Genomic DNA, 21,360 nt, shown 5'->3' on the forward strand with positions numbered 1-21,360 from the left:
CGGTCAGACCTCCTGGAGAAGACGGGACACCGGCAGCGCCGCGAAGGCCCGCTCCAGGGCCGCCAGCGCCTCGCCGATCCGCCACGCCGCGCGGTCGCGCGGCCCGACGGCATTGGACACGGCCCGCAGCTCCCCCGCCGCGAGCCCGAAACGGGCGGCCGCCTCGGCCACGCCGAACCCCTCCATGGCCTCGGCCAGCGCCCGCGGGTGACGCCCCCTCAGCCGCTCGGCGCGCTCCGCCGAACCCGTCGCCGTGGAGACCGTCAGCACCTCGCCGACCGCCCCGCCGGTGGCGGCCGCGGCCAGCTTCAGCACGCCGTCCGGCACCGCGTACCGCGCCGTGCCGAAGCCCAGCTCGGCGACGTCCGCGAAACCCTCCGGGGTCTCGGCGCCCAGGTCGGCCGCCACCAGGGCGTCCGCCACCACCAGCGACCCGATCGGCGCGGCGGGCGCGAAACCGCCCGCGATGCCCGCCGACAGCACCAGCCGGAACCGGCCGCGGGCCAGCGCGGCCGCGGTGCCGGCCGCCGCGGCGGCCGGGCCGACGCCCGCCGCCAGCACCTCGACCGGCGCACCCTCGCCCAGCCCCCGCCGGACCGCCTCGGCCTCCGCGGGCACGGCAACGACGACGAGCAGCCCGGCGGCGGGGCCGGACTGCTCGGGGCGTCGCTCAGCGGTCATCGACCGGTGCGTCAGCTCTTCTGGTTGTTCATGTTGAAGAACCACACCGCGTAGTACTCGTTGGTGTCCTTGTCGACGGCCGCGACCGTCACCATGGTCTTCTCGTCACTGGTCATCAGACCGGCGGCCGACACCGAACCCGAGTAGGTCACGCCGGTGGCGCCGGCGATGATCGGCGTCCGGTTCTGGCCCTGGCCGGTGAACGCGTACCAGCCCTTGTCGGCCAGGTCCTTCGGCACGCCCACGCCGACGCGGTCGCTGGCGCGCACGTCCAGGCTGGTGAGCTTGTTGTCCCCGGAGTCCTTCGCCGCCTGCTGGGCGCACTTGGCGAGGTCGGCCTCGGCGATCGCCTTGCCGCCGTTGTAGCAGGTCGGCTCGGCGCGGACCGACGAGGTGCCGACGACCAGCGTGGCCTCGTTCGTGGGGGGCTTGCCGTTGTCGACGGCCTGGTAGACGCCGAAACCGACGAGGCCGGCGCCGACGACGGCGGCGGCGGCGAGTCCGGCGGTGACGCTGGTGCTGAGGCTCATGCGCAAGAGGCTACTCGCCTTCGGTGATCACATGACAACGGGGTGCCCGAGTCGTGCGAGGTTACGCCACGCGCGGACGCGCCGCCGACCGGCGCGGACCGACCCGCAGCAGCGACCGGAACGTCCACAGCAGAACCGCCGCCGTCACCCCCGCGGCCAGCCACAACCCCAGCACCGCGTTCAACGGCAGCGAGATGCCGACCACGCCGCCCACCACCCAACTCAGCTGCAGCGCCGTCTCCGACCGGGCGAACGCCGAGGTGCGCACCGCCTCCGGCACGTCCCGCTGGATCAGCGCGTCCAGCGCCAGCTTCGCCAACGACGCCGCCATGCCCGCCGTCGCCGCCACCACCGTCACCGTCACCACGCCGTACCAGAGCGCCGCCGCGCTCGCCGCCAGCGTCGCCAGCAGCAGCATCACCGTCACCGTCAGCTCGGAGCCGCGGGTGCGCAGCCACGAACCCAGCACCGAGCCCAGCGCGTTGCCCAGGCCCGCCGCCGCCGCGACGATGCCCAGCGCCACCGTCTCCGGCAGCCCGTTCGGCGGGTTCTTGCGGATCAGGAACGCCAGGAACATCACCAGGAACCCGACCAGCCAGCGCAGCCCCGCCACCCCGCGCAGCGCCATGATCACCGACGGCCCGACCGCCCGCAGCACCCCCTTCGGACGCGACTCGGACGGCTCCGCGTGCAGCTCCGCCCGCTGCTCGCCCTTCGCCGAGTCCACCTGGGCCGGCAGGTGAAAAGCCATCAGCGTGCCGATCACGAACACCGCGAACGCCCCGCGCAGCGGCCAGTCCGGCCCGATCAGGTGCAGCAGCCCGCCCACCCCGCCCGCCACCAGCGTCGCCAGCAGACCCGCCAGGGTGACCCGCGAATTCGCCTTCACCAGCGACAACCGGTCCGGCAGCAGCCGCGGCACCACCACGCTGCGCACCACCCCGTACGCCTTCGACGCCACCAGCACGCCCAGCGCCGCCGGGTACAACGCCAGTCCGCCGCCGGGCACCAGACCCGCCATCACCCAGGCCAGCACCGCCCGGGCCAGCATCGCCATCGCCATCGCGGAACGCCGGCCGTTCGGCAGCCGGTCCAGCAGCGGGCCGATCACCGGTGCCAGCAGCGCGAACGGCGCCATCGTGATCACCAGGTAGAGCGCCACCCGGCCGCGGGCCTCGCCGGTCGGCACCGAGAAGAAGATGGTCGACGCCAGCGCCACCGTGATCAGCATGTCGCCGAACGAATTCAGCGCGTGCAGCTCGATCAGCTTCGCCAGACCCGACTCGCCCGCGCCCTCCGCGGACGTCGCCCTCCGGATCCGCCGCCCCGTGCCGTGCACCACCCGCCCCGTGCGCGCCCCCGCCGCCGACGCGCCCCGCGCCCACACCCCGCGCGGCTTCACCGTCGGGGGCTCGGAACCCTCCTGATCGGCCGTCGGGCGCGGCTGGTCCGCCTCCGGCACGCCGGGGGCCACGGGATGCTGCCGCGGCGCGTCCGACGGCTCCGGCCGACTCTCGTCCTGCCCGGGGCGCAGTCCGTGCTGCGGCGGGTTCTCCTCCGCCACAAGCCCATCCTGCCCGACAAACGCACGCCGTACGAGTGATTGCCCGCGGCACGGCGCGCCCGCGCCCACGGCCCCGGACTGTGCTCCACCGCCGACCGGCGGGTAGCCTGCACTACGCGCCTGCCCGGCCTGCGCAGGGGGTGGCGGACCGGGGCGGCGCGGCCCGGCCACGGAGCGGTCCCCGGTCGAGCAGAATGGATCGGTCCCGCGTCCGCGGGGGTCGCTCTGGTGACGCGGCAGCGGCTACCGGTGCGAGCCCGCCCAGCAGGGGCCGTCTGGACAGACCGCAGGATGACAGGACTGGGAGAGAACCGACGCCGTGAGTGCAGCGATGCGAAGCCGTACCCCTGACCGGCTCTGTGCCGAGGCCGTCGATCTCGCCCGCCAGGCAGTCGTGGAGAGCGTCGGAGAGTCCGTCGTCGGCTCCCACGTGAAGGCGAACGCGGACGCCGAGCGTCTGGTCACCCACACCTTCGAGTGCCTCGACCCCGCCTACCGGGGCTGGCACTGGGCGGTGACCGTGGCCCGCGCTCCGCGCGCCAAGAACGTCACGCTCGACGAGCTGGCCCTGCTGCCCGGCCCCGACGCCGTCCTCGCCCCCCAGTGGGTGCCGTGGAGCGAGCGCCTGCTGCCCGGCGACCTCGGCCCCGGCGACCTGCTCCCCACCGGCGCGGACGACCTGCGCCTGGAGCCCGGCTGGACCGGCGAGGACGAGCCCGCGCCCAACTCGGTGCTGGTCGAGGCCGCCGAGGAGGACCTGGTGATCGCCGAGAGCGGGATCCAGTCGCCGCCGGCCCGCGCCGAGATCGGTGCCGTGGCCGACGAGCTGGGCCTGGGCCGCCCCCGCGTGCTCTCCCGGGCCGGCCTGCACCAGGCCGCCGAACGCTGGGAGACCGCGTACGGGGCGCAGACGCCGATGGCGCAGTCCGCCCCCGCCTCCTGCAACACCTGCGGCTTCCTGATCCCGATCGGCGGCTCGCTCGGGCAGGCCTTCGGCGTCTGCGGCAACGAGTTCGGCCCCGCCGACGGCCAGGTCGTCTCGCTCGCCTACGGCTGCGGCGCCCACTCCGAGGCCGCGGTCCTGCCGGCCCCGCCGGTCCCGTCCGAGCTGATCCTCGACGAGACCGTGGTCGAACCGCTGCACATCCACCCGGACCGCACCTCGGGCTCGGTCGAGCCGGACGCGCCGGCGGAGGAGCTCGGGCACTCGTAACGAGAACTGCGCGACGAGCGCAGGTCACGTCCGCAAGGTCGCGATCACGTGCAGGTCATTGTCCTGCGTCGCGATCTTGCGGTGGGGTGCCTTCCGCTGCGCGCAAGTCCCCGCGCCCCCGGTTTCGCGGCTGCTCGCGTTCCTGGTTTTGCGCTCCCCGGTCGAGCGCCCGGCGGATCCCGTCGGGAGGCACTGGCAGAATGCCGAGACGTTACGCAGACCACGCGAAGGGCGGCTCGGCACGTGGAGTCTCGGATCATCGGCAGCGCGGCGTCCCCCGAGGGCCCGGATGTCTTCGACACGGCCCGGCTGCGGCACGCCGTGCTGGCTGCGTGGACCGCTGCGCCGGCGAGATTCCGGGAGGACGCGAACGCCGAGGAGGAGCTCGCGCTCGGCGGGTACCGGGACCGGCTGATCGTCGAGTTGGCGCAGAACGCGGCGGACGCGGCGGCCCGCGCCGGTGTTCCCGGCCGCCTCCGGCTGACCTTGCGGGACGGGGTGCTCGCGGCGGCGAACACCGGTGCGCCGCTGGATGCCGAGGCGGTGGAGTCGCTGTCCACGCTGCGGGCGTCCGCGAAGCGGGGGGACGAGCGGCCGGTGGTGGGCCGGTTCGGGGTGGGCTTCTCCGCGGTGCTGGCCGTCAGCGACGAGCCGGCCGTGCTGAGCCACGCCGGCGGGGTGCGCTGGTCGCTCGCCGAGGCGCGCGCGCTGGCGGCGGAACGGCCGGAGCTGGCCGAGGAATTGACGCGCCGCGAGGGGCATGTGCCGCTGCTGCGGCTGCCGTTCCCGACGGAGGGCCGGGCCCCCGAGGGCTACGACACGGTGGTGGTGCTGCCGCTGCGCGACAGCGCCGCCGAGGACCTGACGGGCCGCCTGCTGGCGGGGATCGACGACGCGCTGCCGCTGACCCTGCCGGGCCTGGCCGAGGTGGTGGTGGAGACCGCCGAGGGCGTGCGCACGCTGACCCGCCGCGCGCAGCCGTCGCGGCCGGAGCAGCTGCCGACCGTCACCGTCACCGACGGGGAGCGCAGCACCGTCTGGCAGACCGTCGGCGCGTCCGGCACGGCGTCGGCGGAGCTGCTGGCCGACCGCACCACCGAGGAGCGGGCCCGGCCGCAGTGGACGCTGACGTGGGCCGTGCCGGTGGACGGGCAGGGACGTCCGCAGCGGCCCGGCACCGCCGCCGTGGTGCACGCCCCGACGCCGAGCGACGAGCCGCTCGGGGTGCCGGCGCTGCTGATCGCGTCGTTCCCGCTGGACCCGACCCGCCGGCACGTCGCGCCCGGCCCGCTGACCGACTTCCTGGTCGAGCGTGCCGCCGAGGCGTACGCCGAGCTGCTGCGCACCCGCGGCGCCGACGCCGACTCGCTGGACCTGGTGCCGTCCCCGCTGGGCGGGGGCGCGCTCGACAACGCGCTGCGCACCGCGATCCTGGACCGCCTGCCCGGAACGCCGTTCCTGCCGCACCCGCGCGGCACCGAGGAGGGCACCCCCGCGCTGCGGCCGCAGGACGCGGTGGTGCTGGAGGGCGCCGACCACTCGGTGGTGGAGGCACTCGCCCCGATCTTCCCCGGCCTGCTGCCGGCCGGCCTGGAGCGCCGTACCGAGCTGCGCACGCTGCGGGTGCGCCGGGTCCCGCTGGCCGAGGTGGTCGACCAGCTGGGCGGCCTGGAGCGCGACCCGGCCTGGTGGCGGAGCCTGTACGCGGCGCTGGCCGGCGCCGACCCGGAGGCGCTCGGCGCGCTGCCCGTCCCGCTGGCCGACGGCCGGACGGTGACCGGCCCGCGCCGGGTCCTGCTGCCGTCGGACGCCGCCGACTGGGCCGGCCTCGACGGCTACCCCGAGTCGCTGGCCGAGGCCCTGGACCTGCTCGACCTGCGCCTGGTCCATCCCGAGGCCGCGCACCCGCTGCTGGCCAAGCTCGGCGCCGCCACCGCCACCCCCGCCGGCCTGCTGGAGACCCCCGAACTGCGTGCCGCGGTCGCCCGTTCGCTGGAGCTCGGCGAGGACGACTACGACGCCGCGGTGGACCTCGCGGACGCCGTCCTGGCGGTGGTGAAGGCCGCCGCGCCGGCCCCCGGGGAGTACCCGTGGCTGGCCCGGCTGGCGCTCCCCGACGACGAGGGCGAACTCGCCCGCGCGGGCGAACTGCTGCTCCCCGACAGCCCGTTGGCGAACCTGGCGGGCGAGGACGACGCCGCGTTCGTGGACGAGGACCTGCTGGAGCGCTGGGGCCCGGAGGTGCTGGCCGCGGCCGGCGTGCTCACCGCGTTCACCCTGGTGCGCGCCGAGGACGTCGTCCTCGACCCCGACGACCTGGAGCGCCTCGACCCGACCGCCCCCGCCGACCGCGCCGCCGGCGGCGCCCCGACCGGCCTGATCGACGAGGCCCCCGACGGCCTCGCCGACTGGTGCGAGGACGCCCTGGAGTCCCTGCATGCCGACGACGCGGACGAGTTGGGCGTTCCGCCGGTGGCCGCCGAACTGCTCGCCGTCCGCGACCTCGACCTGGTCGCCGACGACGCCTGGCCGCAGGCGCTCGCGCTGCTCGCCCGCCCGCCGTACCGGGACGCGGTGGTGACGCCCGTCCGCACCCTGCTGCCCGACGGCAGCTACACCGACCTGCCGCCGTACACCGCCTGGTGGCTGCGCGACCACCCCGTGCTGGACGGCCGGGAGCCCGCCGGCCTGCGCGCGGCCGGCGCCGACCCACTGCTGCGCGGCCTGTACGACGAGGCCCGGACGGACCTGGACCCGCAGTTCCTGCACGCCCTCGGGGTGCGCACCACGCTGGCCGCGCTGCTCGCCGAGCCGCACGGCCCCGAGGAGCTGATCGACCGCCTCACCGACCCGCTGTCCGACGTGACGCACCGCCAACTGCACGGCATCTACAGCGCGTTGGCGGCCCTCCCGGCCGAGCGGGTGGAGCCGTTGGACGTGGTGCGGGCGCTGGCCCCGCTGGACGACGGCACCGGCCGGCGGGACGACCGCACGGTGATCGTCGACGCCACCGCCGCGGTCGTCGCCGACGCCCCCGACCTGGTCGAGCTGCTGCACGACCACCCGGTGCTGCCGGTCCACCCCGCGCTCGCCCCCGCCCTGGCCGAACGCCTGCACGTCTCGCTCGCCAGCGAGGTGGTCGGCGGCCGGGTGCTCTCCGAGGGCACCCTGCACCGGACCCCCGCCGTGGTCCGCGAGCTGCTCCCCGGCTGCCCCGCCGTGTACGAGGAGCACGAGGAGCTGCTGGTCGTCGGCCCCGACGGCGAGGACGCCCGGGTGGACTGGCGCTGGGACACCGCCGCCACCGCGCCCGAGCTGCCCTACGACCCCGACGACGTCGAGGAGGTGGACCAGGACGACGAATTCGAGGTGCCGCCCGTCCCCGGCCTGCTGCACGCCTCGACGCCCGAGGGCCTGGCCGCCGGCCTCGCCTGGTCCGTCCAGCAGTGGCACCGCCGGTTCGAGATCCTCGCCGCGCTCACCGAACCCGACCGGGCCTACGAGCTGCTGGCGGCGCGCGACTACGAGTGACGCCCCGGGAGGAGGCCTACTCGGCGTGGGCCTCCTCCTTCGGCTTCCGCTCGACGAACAGCCGCGAGGTGATCTCCAGCAGGCACCCGGCGACCGCGGCGATCGCCACGCCGATCAGCGGGTCGCGCCAGCCGACCAGCTGGAGCTGGAAGAAGTCGGACAGCCACGGCACCACCAGCACCAGCGCGAACGCGCCGGACATGGTGCCGATCAGCAGCAGCCGCCACCAGGTGTACGGGCGGGCGACGATGGCCAGCACCCAGATCGCGGTGATGAACAGCGTCAGGGTGGCGACCGAGGTGTCCGCCTTCAGCGCGGTGTCGTGGTCGGCACGGGCCAGCGCGTACGCGACGAAGGTGGCGGTGCCGCAGATCAGCCCGCCCGGGACGGCCAGCCGCAGCACCCGCCGCACGAAGCCGGTGCGGGCCCGCTCGTTGTTCGGCGCCAGCGCCAGGAAGAACGCCGGGATGCCGATGGTCAGCGAGGACAGCACCGTCGAGTGCCGCGGCAGGAACGGGTACGGCACCTGGGTGAACACCACCAGCATGGCCAGCAGCACCGAGTACACGGTCTTCACCAGGAACAGCCCGGCCACCCGTTCGATGTTGCCGATCACCCGGCGGCCCTCGGCGACCACCGACGGCAGGGTGGCGAACCGGTCGTCCAGCAGCACGATCTGCGCGACCGCCCGGGTCGCGTCCGAGCCGGTGCCCATCGCCACGCCGATGTCGGCGTCCTTCAGCGCCAGCACGTCGTTCACGCCGTCGCCGGTCATCGCCACCGTGTGGCCCTTCGACTGCAGCGCGCCGACCAGCGCCCGCTTCTGCTGCGGGGTGACCCGGCCGAACACCGCGGTGCGCTCGGCGACCTCGGCCAGCTGCTCGGGGTCGGCGGGCAGCTTGCGGGCGTCCGTCGCGGTCTCCGCGCCGGGCAGGCCCAGGTGCGCGGCCACCGCGCCGACCGAGACCGCGCTGTCGCCGGAGATCACCTTCGCCCGGACGTCCTGCGAGCGGAAGTACCGCAGCGTGTCCGCGGCATCCTCGCGCACCCGCTGCTGGAGCACCAGCAGGGCCAGCGGCTCCAGCTCCGCCGCCGGGTCGGGGGCGTCCAGCGGCAGCGGGCTGCGGCCCAGCAGCAGCACCCGCAGGCCCTTCGCGCCGAGCTCGTCGACCTCGGCCAGCGCCGGGTGACCGTCCGGCAGCAGCACGTCGGGGGCACCGAGCAGCCAGCTGCCCTCGGTGCCGCCGGGCTCCAGCAACTGCACGCCGCTCCACTTGCGCGCCGAGGAGAACGGGATCGCCTCCAGGAGCCGCCAGCGGCCCTCCTCCGGCGGCCCGTACGCGTCGATGACGGCCTGCATGCTGGGGTTCGGGCGGGTGTCGGCCGCGCCGATCGCGCCGAGCGCCTCGGCGATCCGGGACTTGGCCGCGTCACCGATCGGGCGCAGGTCGATCAGGTCCATGCCGCCCTCGGTGAGGGTGCCGGTCTTGTCCAGGCAGACGGTGTCGACCCGGGCCAGGCCCTCGATCGCGGGCAGCTCCTGCACCAGGCACTGCTGGCGGCCCAGTCGGATCACGCCGATCGCGAAGGCCACCGAGGTCAGCAGCACCAGGCCCTCCGGCACCATCGGCACGATGCCGGCCACCATCCGCCGGACCGCCTCCTGCCAGTCGTGGCGCTGCACCGCGAGCTGGCTGACGATCAGGCCCAGCGCGGTCGGGATCAGCAGGTAGGTGATGATCCGCAGGATCTGGTCGATGCCGCTGCGCAGCTCCGACTTGACCAGCGTGAACCGGCTGGCCTCCTCGGCGAGCTTGGCCGCGTAGGCCTCCCGGCCGACCTTGGTCGCGGTGAACGCGCCCGCGCCGGCCACCACGAACGAGCCCGACATCACGTGGTCGCCGGGGTGCTTGTGCACCGGGTCCGGCTCGCCGGTCAGCAGCGACTCGTCGATCTCCAGGCCGTCCGCCTCGGTGACGGTGCCGTCCACCACGGCCTTGTCGCCGATGCCCAGCAGCACGGTGTCGTCCAGCACGATCTCGCCGGTGGCGACCTGGACGGCCGCGCCGTCGCGCCGCACCTGCGGGCGGGCCTCGCCGATCAGCGCCAGGCTGTCCAGGGTCTTCTTGGCGCGCAGCTCCTGGATGATGCCGATCGCCGTGTTCGCGACGATGACCAGGCCGAACAGGCCGTCCTGGATCGGGCCGACCACCAGGATGATGCCGAACATCACGCCGATGATCGCGTTGAACCGGGTGAACACGTTGGCGCGGACGATCTCCCGCACCGAGCGGCTGGAGCGCACCGGAACGTCGTTGACCTGCCCGCGGGCGACCCGCTCCGCGACCTCGGCGGCGGTCAGCCCGGGCCGGTACACCCCGCCCGCGCCGGAGGGGTGCGAGCCGGGGCTCGCAGGGGCAGTGCCTTCCGCTGGGTGCGTCATGGCACCGACTCTAGGTGGGCGATTTGGGCAGTGCGTCCTGCCCCGGCCGTTTCGTGCCGGACGAGTGGAGGGTCACACCGTCTCGGAGTTCTCCGCGGCCTCGGCGGCGCGGGCGCGGCGGATCGCGTCCCGGCGGGCCCGGCAGTACTTCAGGCCGATCAGGCCGAGCAGACCGCCGGACAGGCAGACCCACGGCCAGTTGCCGTGGCCGTGGTCGGACAGCCAGCCCTGGAACGGCAGCAGCACCACGAAGCCGACGAACCACAGCACCGTGCCGATGCCGACGATGGCGACGTCGTTCGCCTCTAGCGGCGGGGGAGCGGAGCGCAGCGCGGTCTTGGGCATGCGCCTAGCCTACGGGGCGGCTCCGGGCGCGCGGGAGGCCGCGGCGGGGCTGGGACGACGGGGCCCGGCCGGGCGGGAGCGGCACGGCTCTTTCGTATTCGACCGATGTTGATCGTAAGGGCCTTGCTCTACGCGCGAAGATGGCGCGTTCACGACGGGGATCGCCATACTGAAACTCACCCCCACCCTTGCCTCACCCGATCGAGGACGCCCGCATGTCTCAGGCCCAGTCGACCACCGCGTCGCCCGAGCCCCCCCAGCACACGTCGCAGCCCCCGGCCGGCGCGCTGGACCGCTACTTCCGGATCTCCGAGCGCGGCTCCACGCTGCCCCGCGAGATCCGCGGCGGTGTCGCCACCTTCTTCACGATGGCGTACATCCTGGTGCTCAACCCGATCATCCTGGCCTCGGCCACGGACATGAACGGCGCCCACCTCAACAGCGGGCAGCTGGTCACCGCCACCGCGCTCACCGCCGGCCTGACCACCCTGCTGATGGGTGTCATCGGCAACGTCCCGATCGGCCTCGCCGCGGGCCTGGGCGTCAACACCATCGTGGCGCTCCAGCTGGCCCCCAAGATGACCTGGCCGGACGCCATGGGCATGGTCGTGCTGGCCGGTTTCGCGATCATGCTGCTGGTCGCCACCGGTCTGCGCGAGCGCGTCATGAACGCCGTCCCGCTCGGGCTGCGCAAGGCCATCGCCATCGGTATCGGCCTGTTCATCGCCCTGGTCGGCCTGGTCGACTCCGGCTTCGTCACCCGCATCCCGGACGTCGCCCACACCACCGTCCCGCTGCAGCTCGGCGTCGGCGGCCACCTGCACGGCTGGCCGGTCCTGATCTTCATCGTCGGCCTGCTGCTCACCATGGCGCTGGTCGTCCGCAAGGTGCCCGGCGCGATCCTGATCTCGATCGCCGTGATGACCGCCGCCGCCGTGATCATCCAGCAGTTCGCGAAGCTTGCCCCCGAGCACTGGGGCCTCACCGTTCCGGCCTGGCCCGGCAACCCCGTCGCCACCCCCGACTTCGGTCTGGTCGGCCACGTCAGCCTGTTCGGCGGCTTCTCCAAGGTCGGCGTGCTGACCGGCATCCTGTTCGTCTTCACCGTGCTGATGAGCTGCTTCTTCGACGCGATGGGCACCATCCTCGGCGTCGCCGACGAGGCCCACCTGCTCGACGAGAAGGGCGACCTGCCCGGCATCAACAAGGTCCTGATGATCGACGGCATCGCGACCGCGGCCGGCGGCGCGACCTCCTCCTCCGCGAACACCTGCTTCGTCGAGTCCACCGCCGGCGTCGGCGAGGGCGCCCGCACCGGCTTCGCCTCCGTCGTCACCGGCGCGCTCTTCATGGTCGCGCTCTTCCTCACCCCCCTGGCGACGATGGTCCCGGCCCAGGCCGCCACCCCCGCGCTGGTCACCGTCGGTTTCCTGATCCTGGCGAACTCCATCAAGGAGATCGACTGGTCCGACTACACCATCGCGATGCCGGCCTTCCTGACCATCGCGATGATGCCGTTCACCTACTCCATCACCAACGGCATCGGCTTCGGCTTCATCGCCTTCTGCCTCCTCCGCGTGGTCGCCGGCCGCGCCCGCACCGTCCCGATCCCGATGTATGCGGTCGCCGCGGTCTTCGCCTTCTACTACCTGATGCCGGCCCTCGGCCTGCTCTGACCCCAGGTCGTTCGACGGCCCTCTCCCGCTGGCGCGGGGGAGGGCCGTCTGCTGTTTTCGGGGGTCAGCGTGGGGCGAGGCGGAGGGCGAGGCAGGCGGCGGCGGTGAGGAGGGGGAGGGGGTCGGGGCCGCCGGTGGCGCGGAGGGTGGTGGCGAGGACCAGGACGACGATGATCAGGACGGTGCGGTCGGCGGGCGGGGAGGGGCGGGAGCGGGACATGGGCGGCTCTTCCTGGGGGTGGGGGGTCAGCCGAGGGTGCGGGCGACCAGGTCGTCGATGGTCTGGGCGGGGCGCAGGGTTTCGAACCGGACGGTGCCGTCGGGGGCGGTGCGGACGCCGTGGACCGGGGGCTCGGGGAGGGAGTTGTAGCTGAAGTGGTGCGACGCGTAGTACGCGCCGGTGTCGAGGAGGCAGACCAGGTCGCCGGGTTCGAGGAGGGGCAGGGGGCGGTTGTGGGCGACCAGGTCGCCGGCGAAGCAGCAGGGGCCGGCGACGTCCTGCGGGACGAGGTCGCCGTGCTTGGCGGCGCCGGACGGGGTGTGGGCGGAGACGCGCAGCGGCCAGGCGTCGGGCATGAAGACGGTGCGGGTGGCGACCTGGGCGCCGGCGTGGCCGACGGCGATCGCGCGGCCGCCGCTGACCTTCGTGTATTCGATGTACGTGGCGAGGAAGCCGGCCTTGGCGAGGACGGACCGGCCGAACTCGGTGACCAGTCGGTAGTCGCCGTCGAACAGCGCCGGGGCGTGGTGGCGCAGCCGGTCGACGTAGGTGTCCCAGCCGGGGGTGATGCGGTCGTCGGCGAAGTTGACGGGGAGGCCGCCGCCGAGGTCGATGCCGACGACCTGGCGGCGGCCCAGTTCGCGGTTGATGCGGTCGGCGAAGTCGACGGTCGCGCCGACGCCGGCCGCCATCCGGGACAGGTCCACGCCCTGTGAGCCGATGTGGCAGTGCAGCCAGGTCAGCCAGGGGCGGTCGCGGAAGGCGTCGATCAGCCGGTCGGCGTTGCCGGGGTCGGCGAGCGGGATGCCGAACTTCGAGGTGGCGGTGGCGGTGCTCATCGCCGCGATGCTGCCGCCGCCGACCTGCGGGTTGACCCGGACGCCGATCCGGGAGGCGGTCGGGCGGTCGGTCAGCAGTTCGTCGACGCGGGCGAGTTCCTGCCAGTTGTCGAGGTTGACGGCGACGCCGAGATCCAGCGCGAGGGCCAGTTCGCGGCGGGTCTTGGCGGGGGAGTCGAGCACGATCCGGTCGGGGGCGAAGCCGGCGGCGAGGGCCTGCGCGAACTCGCCGGGGCTGGCGACCTCGCAGCCCATGCCGAGGCCGCGCAGCCGGCGCAGCACCGGGCCGAGCGGGTTGGCCTTGGCGGCGAACGCGTGCAGCACGTCGAGCCGGGCGGGGAACGCGGCGTGCAGCGCGGCCACCGTCGCGGTGACGGCGTCCAGGTCGAGGAAGGCGGCCAGGGGGGTGTCCTCCGGGTCGAGCAGGCCCTCCCGGACGGCGGCGCGGAGGACGAGTTCGCGGCGCTCGGCGCCGATCAGGGGCTGGTGGTCGGTCATGGGGCACGCTCCGCACGAGGTCGGCAGGAAGGGGACCGGACCCGATGGCGTTCCCCGGGCCGTGGTTCCAGCGTGCGGTTCGGGGTGCCGCCGTGTCTGTGCCCGCCGCGCCGGGTTTCGCCGGACACGGCGGGCCGCGCGCACCGCGGACGGCGACCGTTCGGGCGCGGCCGGTGCCCTGCGGCGGCCCGGCCGGGCCGGAGGCGCGCGGTGGGCCGGGCACCGGGGGAGCGGGGGGCGGAAGCCGCGCCCGGGCACCGGTTCCGTGGGCTGATGCGGTCTCGGAACACGGCGGGGCCCTGCGGGCGGTCCGGGTGCGGGGTGCGAGGAGAGGGAAGTGCGCTCGGGCACCGGTTTCGCGTGCCGATGCGGTGTCAGGACGCCGGCGGGCCTGGCGGGTGGGCGCCGGTTTCGCGGTTCGGGCGGGCCGGGCCGCGGGGGAGCGAGGAGAGGCGGTGTGTTCGGGCGTCGGTCTCGCGTGCCGATGCGGTGCCGGGACGCCGGCGGGCCTGGCGGGTGGGACTGGGTGTCGGGCGCGCGGCGCGGGTCCGGGCTGAGCGAGGGGCGGAGGGGCGTTCGGGTGCCCGGTTCACGCTCCGATGCGGTGTCAGGGGGCCGTCGGGTCGTCGTGGTCCAGGAGTCGCAGTTGGAGGTGGGCGAGCAGGCGGGCGTCGGGGTTGTCGACGTCCAGGCCGGAGATCTTCAGGACCTTGTTGTGGAAGCGGTTGGCGAAGGTGGTGCGGGCCACGCCCAAGGTGTCGGCGGCGCGGCCGAGTTCGCGGGAGTGGTCGAGGTAGGCGCGCAGGGCGTCGAGCGGGGCGCGGTCGTTCTTCTGTTCGGCGTGGGCGACCAGACGGGACACCGAGGTTCGGACGGGGAGCGGGAGGTCGCGCAGGGTTTCGACGATGTGCCGCAGGGCCACCGCGTCGGCGACCTGGTCGACGGTGGCGCAGCCGAGTTCGGTGCGGCCGAACAGCAGTCCGCTGAGCGCGAGTTCGGCGGACTCGCGGGAGCGGGAGGCGTGGTCGAGGCGGGCCTGGACGGGGCCGAGGCCGGCCAGGGCACGGGTCTTCAGGCGGGTCGACAGGTCGGTGGCCAGCCGGCGGCCGAAGTCGGCGACCTGGAGTTCGGCGGTGGGCAGGTCGGGGGCGAGGCCGGCCAGCAGGATCAGTACGCCGTGTTCGGCGGGCAGCAGCAGGGAGCTGCGGCCGGGCCCGGCGGGGTGCCAGCCGGCGTGCCGTTCCAGCCGGACCCGCAGGTCGTCGTCGAGGGGCCCGGCGACGCCGACGGCGAGGACGGCGCAGTGGCCGTCGGCGGGCATGCCGCTGTGCCGGGCGAGCAGGGTGCCGGAGCCGCGGCCGTCGAGGACCGCGCGGGCGGCCTCGGTGAGCAGTTCGCTGCGGCCGTGGTGCCGGGAGCGGTGGTGCAGCAGGTGGGCGGCGGCCAGCTGGGCGGCGACCTGCAGCGCCTCGGCGGGGACGTCCTGGAGGGTGCGTCCGGACAGTGCGGCGACCCAGATCGAGCCGAGGCGTTCGCCGCCGGCCTGGACGGACACCACCAGCCGCTCCGGGACGTCGCCGTCGGCGCGGCGGTGCAGCACCCGGTCGGTGGACCAGAGTTCCTTGAAGAAGCCGTCCTCGGTCATCGCCCGCTGCCGTTCCTCCGGGACCTGCCCGAGGGTGACGGTGCGGATCCGGATCGGGTCGAGGTCGGCGCTCTCGGCGTAGTGCGCGAGGACCCGGGAGTCCGGGTCCTCGATGGTCACGGCGGCCTGCATCCGGACGGCGATCAGGCGGGCCAGCCCGCCGAGGTCGCCGAGTGCCACGTTGGCGTCGCCCGGGACGGCGCCGGTGGCGGCGGCGGCCCGCAGAGCGGTGACCAGTCGCGGCCAGTCCACCCAGGCGGTGCGGAACAGCAGTGCCGTCCCGGCCTGTTCGGCGACCGCCCGCAGCGCCTGCTTGCGTCCGCCGTCGTGGGCCTCGCGCAGCACCACGCCCGCGACCTGCGCCGCCCCGGCGGTGCGCAGCAGGTCCTCGGCCGCCGGGGTGTGCGGGTCGACGCCGACGGCGACCAGCAGGTCGCCGCGGCCGGCCGGCCGGTCGAGCGGGTCGAACACCACCAGGTGCCGGACGGGCGTCTGCGCCCGGGGCAGCGCCGCGACCTCGATCAGCGGGCCGACCAGGTGGAGCAGCCCCTCCAGCGACTGCGGCCGGGCCGCCGGCCGGTCCCACGCGTCCTCGTCCATCGGGACGGACCTCCCCAGCTGTCTGCGTGTCGGTGATCGTCCGCCAACTCCCCCTGTGCGCGGCCGAGTCGGGTCATCGTACGGCCGGGTCCGGGGCCCGGCCAGGTGTGGGGCGGCGGAAAACCGGAGGTGCCGGAGGTGTGCGGGCGGCTAGCGTGGGCGTGTCCTCGGGCGGCTGTCTACCGCTCCTTCTTGTGGCGCGAACAACGCGCCCGCAACCCAGGGAGTTGCTGGTCATGGAACGTACCCTCGTCGGCGCGTTGGGGTCCGCGGTGGACTCGACGGTGACGGTCAAGGGGTGGGTGAACACGCTGCGGCTGCAGAGCAAGGTGCAGTTCGTGGTGGTGCGGGACCACACCGGGATGGTGCAGGTGACCCACCGGCGCGGGGGTGACGGGGACCGGCTGGACGAGCTGCTGCGCGGCCTGACCCCGGAGTCGGCCGTGGAGGTCACCGGGAAGGTGGTCGCCAACCCGATCGTCAAGCTCGGCGGTCTGGAGATCGTGCCGGAGCGGATCGAGGTGGTGTCGGCCGCCGAGCCGGGCCTGCCGATCGACGCCGAGACCGGCCCCGAACAGCGCCTGAACTGGCGCTTCCTGGACTTGCGGCGGCCCGAGCGGCGGCTGGTGTTCGAGGTGCAGACCACCGTCGAGCAGGCGATGCGCGAGGTCGCGGCCGAGGAGGGCTGCACCGAGCTGCACACGCCGAAGCTGATGGGCACGCCCTCCGAGTCCGGCGCCGAGGTGTTCGAGGTCGGGTACTTCGACCGGACGGCGTACCTCGCCCAGTCGCCGCAGTTCTACAAGCAGATGGCGATCGCGGCCGGCATCGACCGGGTCTTCGAGATCGGCCCGGTGTTCCGCGCCGAGCCCTCCTTCACCTCCCGGCACGCCACCGAATTCACCGGCGTGGACGTCGAGTTGGCGTGGATCGACGCTGTCGAGGACGTGATGTCCTTCCTGGAGCGGATGCTGCACCGGGTGCTGGAACGCGTCGCCGACCGGCACGGCGAGCAGATCGAGCGGTACCTGGGCACCCGCGTGGTGGTGCCCGAACTCCCCTTCCCCCGGCTGACCATGGCGCAGGCGATGGCCAGGCTGCGGGCCGCCGGCTGGGACGGCGAGGGCGTGCGGGAGGACCTGGACCCGGAGGGCGAGCGGCTGCTCTGCTCCCTGGTGGCCGAGGAGTACGGGCACGAGTTCGTGTTCGTCACCCGATTCCCGTCCTCGGTGCGGCCGTTCTACCATCGTCGGCCCGCCGACGACCCGACCGTCACCGACTCCTTCGACCTGCTGTGGAAGGGCGTGGAGATCACCACCGGCGCCCAGCGCGAGCACCGCCACGACCGGCTCGTCGCGCAGGCCCGGGAGAAGGGCCTGGACGCGAGCCCCGACGGCTCGCTCGGCCGCTACCTGGACTGCTTCCGGTACGGCATGCCCCCGCACGGCGGCTTCGGCATGGGCCTCGGCCGGGTGCTGATGCTGGCCCTCGGCCTGCCGTCGATCCGGGACGCGGTCTTCCTGTTCCGCGGCCCGAACCGCCTGGAGCCGTAAGGCCGTTCGGCCTCCGGTGCGGGCCGGCGCCGACCCGGGGTCAGCCTCCGGCGCGGGCCGCGCCGGGCGGCCAGACCACCCGCACCGGCACCCCGGCGGCCCGGGCGGCGGCGACCATGTCGGCCGTCCCGCCCGGGCCGTTGCCCGGCCTGCCGTCCCAGACGGCGACCAGTTCGTCGGCCAGCGCCAGCAGTTCGGCATTGGCGGCGACGTAGGCGTCGTCGTCGAGCGCGGTCGCGGGCAGCGCCAGCATCCGGTCGGCGGCGGCCCGCAGCCGGACGAAGTCGGCCGAGGTCGGCGGGTCGGGGTGCGGCAGGCCCGGCAGGACGGCGACCAGGCGGGCGCCGCGGGCCAGCACGGCGTCCGCGAACAGCGTGTCCGCGCCCGGCGCGAGACACGACACGCCCGTCAACTCCTGGGCCGGGTACGGCGCGAGCAGTGCGTCGAGGGCGGAGCGCACCGCGCGGGCGGTGGCCGGGGTGAGGTCCATGTGCCCGGTCACGGCGATCACGGGCATGGCGATGCTCCCTCGCGCGACGGACCGGCTGCACAGGATCATGCCAGGACGACCCGGCCGGACCGGCGAGTTGACGGCCAATCCACGGAAAGAGGCGCGGTGGGGGCGCAGTTGGGGGCCGGGCGGCCCGGGGCGCACCACCTGCTGGACAGCCGCGCCCCGCCCGGCCGACAATCGCGCCATGAGTGCTCAGGAGTTCGGCGCCGGCCCGGCCCGCCCCTCGCAGGGCGAGCGGGACGGCGCGCTGGAAGTGCTGCGGGACGGCGTCGGCAGCGGCCGGCTCTCGCACGACACTTTCATCCGCCGGATGGAACTGGTGCTCACCGCCCGCAGCCGCGCCGAACTCGCCGAGGTGGTCGCGGACCTCCGCACCTACGGCCCGGCCTCCCGGCTGCTGCTGCGCACCGTCGCGAAGGTCTCCGCGCTGAACGTCCGGCTCCGGCAGACCTGGCACGCCGAGCAGCTCACCCGGCTCCAGCTCCCCGCCCCGGCCGTCGGCCGCCTGCTGATCGGCCGGATGATCGGCTCCGGCCTGCGCCTGGGCGATGCGACGGTCTCCCGCCGCCACGCCGAACTGCGCTTCGAGGGCGGCGACTGGGTGCTCTACGACCTCGGCTCCAGCAACGGCACCTTCGTCAACGACCGCCGCCTGGCCGGCGGCACCGTCGTCCGCCCCGGCGACCGCCTGCGCTTCGGCCGCCTGGCGTTCCAGCTCGCCGCGGACTGACCGCCGGGGCGGGCCCGCCCGCCACGGCCGGGCGTGATCGAAATCGATTTTCCTTAGCCTTGGTAATGACGTAGGCTAAATACATGCCCGAGATGTCCGAGGACGACCTGGTGGCGGTCAGCCAGCTGAGGTCGTCCGCGATGCGCCTGGCCCGACGGTTGCGACACCAGAGGGTCGAGGAGTCGCTGAGCCCCACCGAGATGGGGGTGCTCGGCACGCTTGCCCGTTGCGGGAAGGCGACGCCCGGTGAGCTGGCGCGCAAGGAGCACGTCCAGCCGCCCTCCATGACCAGGATCATCGCGATGCTGGAGGAGAAGGGCCTGGTGCGGCGCGAGCCGCACCCGGAGGACCGCCGACAGGTGGTGGTCAGCAGTACCGAACAGGCCGAACAGATCCTCAACGAGTCCCGCCGACGGCGCAACGCCTGGCTGGCAGGACTCGCCGAGGGCCTCGACGACGACGAATGGGAACGGCTGAAAGCGGCCGCGCCCGTGCTCTACAAGCTGGCCAACCTGTAGGACCCGCCCCGTCCGCACGTCCCGCCGTCTCGGAGTGAACGAAAGAGGACCGCATCACCGCACCAACCACCAGCGCCACACACCGCGCCGCGGCCGTCGAAACGGCCGCGGCGCGTCGAGGGGAGAACACTGTGACACCGCCGGCCGCCCGCGCCGCCGCGATCCGCACCGCGACCATCCGCACCGACCTCCGTACCGACCCCCGACGCATCAGCGCCCGCCCCGCAGGGCTGCGCACCGACGAGCCGTTCACCGACGAAACGGCCGCAGGCGAACCCGCGCCCACCGGCGCACCCGCCGCGCAGAGCCAGGCGCCCGCCCCCACGGGCCTGCCGGGCAGCGGCGACGACGACCCCGAGGAACGCACCGCGGCGGAGACCCCCGCCGCTTCGCCGGGCCGGTTCACCCGCCCGGGAGGGATGTTCTCGTCCCTGCGCATCCGCAACTACCGGTACTACTTCGCCGGTCAGGTGGTCTCCAACACCGGCACCTGGATGCAGCGCATCGCCCAGGACTGGCTGGTCCTCAGCCTCACCGGCAGCCCCTTCGCGGTCGGCATCACCACCGCCATGCAGTTCCTGCCGATGCTGCTGTTCGGCCTGTGGGGCGGCGTCCTCGCCGACCGGCTGCCCAAGCGCCGCCTGCTGATCGCCACCCAGGGCGCGATGGGCCTGCTCGCCGTCGGCCTCGCCCTGCTCACCATCACCGGCACCGTCACACCCGTCGCGGTCTACCTGTTCGCGCTGCTGCTCGGCCTGATCACCGTGGTCGACAACCCGACCCGGCAGGCCTTCGTCAGCGAAATGGTCCCCGCCAAGGACCTCGCCAACGCGGTCAGCCTGAACGCCGCCAACTTCCAGACCGCCCGACTGGTCGGCCCCGCCGTGGCCGGCGCGCTGATCGCCGCGGTCGGCAGCGGCTGGGCGTTCGCGCTCAACGCGCTGTCCTTCGCCGCAGTCATCGGCGGCCTGCTCGCCATGCGCAGCAGCGAACTGCGCCCCGTCGAGCGGATCGCCCGCGAACGCGGACAGCTCCGCGAAGGCCTGCGCTACGTCCGGGAGCGGCCCGAACTGCTCTGGCCGATGGTGCTGGCCGGATTCATCGGCACCTTCGGGTTCAACTTCCCGACCCTGCTGGCCGGCTTCGCCCGCGACACCTTCCACGTCGGCGCGGGCGCGTACGGCCTGCTCAACACCGCGATGGCGGTCGGCTCCCTCACCGGGGCGCTGCTCGCCGCCCGGCGCGGCGCGCCCCGGCTGCGCCGCCTGGTCTTCGCGGCGCTGGCGTTCGGCGCGCTGGAGATCATGGCCGCGTTCGCGCCCGGCTACTGGACGTTCGCGCTGCTGCTCACCCTGATCGGCGTCTTCGGCCTGACCTTCAACACCTCGGTCAACTCGGCGCTCCAGCTCGGCACCGACCCCGAGATGCGCGGCCGCGTGATGGGCCTGCTGGTCCTGGTCTTCACCGGCGGCACCCCGATCGGCGCCCCCCTGGTCGGCTGGATCACCGCCCAGTACGGCCCCCGCCTCGGCCTGCTCGCCTGCGGACTGGTCTCCGCCGCGGCCGCCGGCGTGGTCGCCCTGGTCCTCGGCCGGATCAGCGGCCTGCGCCTCCGGCTCGACCTGCACCCGGTGCGGGCCCGCGGCCGGGTGTTCTCGGTGGTGCAGAAGGACGACCTGGCGACGGCCTGCTAATCGCGCGGGACGCGCTGCTCCAGCACCTGGCCCGGCCAGGGGCCGGTCGGCTGGTCGACGGTGAACGTGGCGGTCCGGGTGAACCCGAGCCGCTCGTACTGCTCGACCAGCCGGCCGTCGCCGCCCGCGTAGCAGTCCACCCGCAGCAGGTCGATGCCGCGGGCCCGGGCCTCGCGCAGGGCGTCCGCGATCAGGGCCGAACCGATGCCGGACCCGCTGTGCGTACGGTCGGTGACCAGCCAGCGCACGTACAACTCGCGCTCGGCCACCGGCGGGGCGTACGACGGGGCCTCCTCGGCCAGGATGCACACGCCCAGCGCGTCGCCCCCGCCGGCGGACCGCTCGGCGACCCGGACCAGCTGCTCGCGGCACGCCTGCTCGGCCCGGGCCACCGACTCCGGCCGCTGCGACCACGGCACCGACCCCCACTGGCCGGTGCGGCCCTGCGCGGTCAGCCAGACGACCGCGCCGTCGATGAGGGAGAGCAGGGCAGGAGCGGAGTCGGGACCTCCGGTGCGGATGCGCATGGCCTCCTTTCTATCCGGTGGCGGCCCTCGGGCGGTAGG

Annotated in this window: 17 protein-coding genes; 7 read left to right on the top strand and 10 right to left on the bottom strand. The window is 74.5% G+C overall.

Annotated elements, in window-relative coordinates; translation table 11 throughout:
- Positions 1 to 3: 3 nt before the first annotated feature.
- The 3 genes from ACIQF6_RS10005 to ACIQF6_RS10015 all read right to left on the bottom strand — a co-directional run bounded on the left by ACIQF6_RS10005 (position 4) and on the right by ACIQF6_RS10015 (position 2,613).
- Positions 4 to 681, bottom strand: coding sequence for a futalosine hydrolase (locus ACIQF6_RS10005; protein ID WP_400892461.1), 678 nt, complete (start codon positions 679 to 681; stop codon positions 4 to 6).
- Between the two features lie 11 nt (positions 682 to 692).
- Positions 693 to 1,211 carry a hypothetical protein gene (locus tag ACIQF6_RS10010; protein WP_400892464.1) on the bottom strand — a complete coding sequence of 173 codons (519 nt, stop codon included), beginning with the start codon at positions 1,209 to 1,211 and terminating at the stop codon, positions 693 to 695.
- A gap of 61 nt (positions 1,212 to 1,272) precedes the next feature.
- Positions 1,273 to 2,613 carry an MFS transporter gene (locus ACIQF6_RS10015; RefSeq protein ID WP_400893871.1) on the bottom strand — a complete coding sequence of 447 codons (1,341 nt, stop codon included), beginning with the start codon at positions 2,611 to 2,613 and terminating at the stop codon, positions 1,273 to 1,275.
- 493 nt (positions 2,614 to 3,106) lie between these two features.
- On the opposite strand from ACIQF6_RS10015, the gene ACIQF6_RS10020 reads away from it, so the two are divergent.
- Both ACIQF6_RS10020 and ACIQF6_RS10025 read left to right on the top strand, forming a co-directional pair.
- Entirely contained in the window at positions 3,107 to 3,988 is an 882-nt protein-coding gene (locus ACIQF6_RS10020; protein ID WP_400892466.1) for a DUF3027 domain-containing protein, read from the top strand.
- A gap of 243 nt (positions 3,989 to 4,231) precedes the next feature.
- The gene (locus ACIQF6_RS10025) at positions 4,232 to 7,519 is read left to right on the top strand and encodes a sacsin N-terminal ATP-binding-like domain-containing protein (protein ID WP_400892468.1); all 3,288 of its coding nucleotides are present in this window, start codon (positions 4,232 to 4,234) and stop codon (positions 7,517 to 7,519) included.
- A gap of 16 nt (positions 7,520 to 7,535) precedes the next feature.
- Here the strand turns inward: ACIQF6_RS10025 and ACIQF6_RS10030 are convergent, their stop codons facing one another.
- A complete protein-coding gene (locus ACIQF6_RS10030) occupies positions 7,536 to 9,962 on the bottom strand; it encodes an HAD-IC family P-type ATPase (RefSeq protein WP_400892471.1) in 2,427 nt (808 codons plus the stop codon).
- A gap of 72 nt (positions 9,963 to 10,034) precedes the next feature.
- Complete coding sequence (locus tag ACIQF6_RS10035; RefSeq protein WP_400892474.1) at positions 10,035 to 10,307, bottom strand: DUF2530 domain-containing protein; 273 nt, start codon at positions 10,305 to 10,307, stop codon at positions 10,035 to 10,037.
- A 215-nt stretch (positions 10,308 to 10,522) separates the two neighbouring features.
- Between ACIQF6_RS10035 and ACIQF6_RS10040 the strand changes: the two genes are divergently transcribed.
- Positions 10,523 to 11,983, top strand: coding sequence for an NCS2 family permease (locus ACIQF6_RS10040; RefSeq protein WP_400892478.1), 1,461 nt, complete (start codon positions 10,523 to 10,525; stop codon positions 11,981 to 11,983).
- A gap of 64 nt (positions 11,984 to 12,047) precedes the next feature.
- Here ACIQF6_RS10040 and ACIQF6_RS10045 read toward each other — a convergent pair whose 3' ends face one another.
- From ACIQF6_RS10045 to ACIQF6_RS10055, 3 genes are all read right to left on the bottom strand, one after another.
- Positions 12,048 to 12,203, bottom strand: coding sequence for a hypothetical protein (locus ACIQF6_RS10045; protein ID WP_400892480.1), 156 nt, complete (start codon positions 12,201 to 12,203; stop codon positions 12,048 to 12,050).
- 26 nt (positions 12,204 to 12,229) lie between these two features.
- The gene (locus tag ACIQF6_RS10050; protein WP_400892482.1) at positions 12,230 to 13,540 is read right to left on the bottom strand and encodes a diaminopimelate decarboxylase; all 1,311 of its coding nucleotides are present in this window, start codon (positions 13,538 to 13,540) and stop codon (positions 12,230 to 12,232) included.
- Positions 13,541 to 14,147: 607 nt separating this feature from the next.
- Complete coding sequence (locus tag ACIQF6_RS10055) at positions 14,148 to 15,785, bottom strand: helix-turn-helix domain-containing protein (protein WP_400892484.1); 1,638 nt, start codon at positions 15,783 to 15,785, stop codon at positions 14,148 to 14,150.
- Positions 15,786 to 16,021: 236 nt separating this feature from the next.
- Here ACIQF6_RS10055 and aspS point away from each other — a divergent pair, with 236 nt between their 5' ends.
- Positions 16,022 to 17,338, top strand: a complete 1,317-nt coding sequence (gene aspS, locus ACIQF6_RS10060; RefSeq protein WP_400892486.1) for an aspartate--tRNA(Asn) ligase — start codon at positions 16,022 to 16,024, stop codon at positions 17,336 to 17,338.
- Between the two features lie 40 nt (positions 17,339 to 17,378).
- On the opposite strand, the gene ACIQF6_RS10065 is transcribed toward aspS, so the two are convergent.
- Positions 17,379 to 17,855 carry a hypothetical protein gene (locus ACIQF6_RS10065; protein WP_400892489.1) on the bottom strand — a complete coding sequence of 159 codons (477 nt, stop codon included), beginning with the start codon at positions 17,853 to 17,855 and terminating at the stop codon, positions 17,379 to 17,381.
- A gap of 181 nt (positions 17,856 to 18,036) precedes the next feature.
- Here ACIQF6_RS10065 and ACIQF6_RS10070 point away from each other — a divergent pair, with 181 nt between their 5' ends.
- From ACIQF6_RS10070 to ACIQF6_RS10080, 3 genes are all read left to right on the top strand, one after another.
- Positions 18,037 to 18,582, top strand: a complete 546-nt coding sequence (locus tag ACIQF6_RS10070) for an FHA domain-containing protein (protein ID WP_400892491.1) — start codon at positions 18,037 to 18,039, stop codon at positions 18,580 to 18,582.
- 83 nt (positions 18,583 to 18,665) lie between these two features.
- Positions 18,666 to 19,100 (top strand): MarR family winged helix-turn-helix transcriptional regulator, encoded by a 435-nt coding sequence (locus ACIQF6_RS10075; protein WP_400892494.1) that lies wholly within the window; start codon positions 18,666 to 18,668, stop codon positions 19,098 to 19,100.
- A gap of 131 nt (positions 19,101 to 19,231) precedes the next feature.
- Positions 19,232 to 20,794 (top strand): MFS transporter, encoded by a 1,563-nt coding sequence (locus ACIQF6_RS10080; protein ID WP_400892496.1) that lies wholly within the window; start codon positions 19,232 to 19,234, stop codon positions 20,792 to 20,794.
- Here the strand turns inward: ACIQF6_RS10080 and ACIQF6_RS10085 are convergent.
- Positions 20,791 to 21,321 (bottom strand): GNAT family N-acetyltransferase, encoded by a 531-nt coding sequence (locus ACIQF6_RS10085; RefSeq protein ID WP_400892499.1) that lies wholly within the window; start codon positions 21,319 to 21,321, stop codon positions 20,791 to 20,793. The two genes, ACIQF6_RS10080 and ACIQF6_RS10085, sit on opposite strands and share 4 nt — an antisense overlap.
- Positions 21,322 to 21,360 lie beyond the last annotated feature (39 nt).

The organism is Kitasatospora sp. NPDC092948, assembly GCF_044754805.1.
Lineage (GTDB): Bacteria > Actinomycetota > Actinomycetes > Streptomycetales > Streptomycetaceae > Kitasatospora.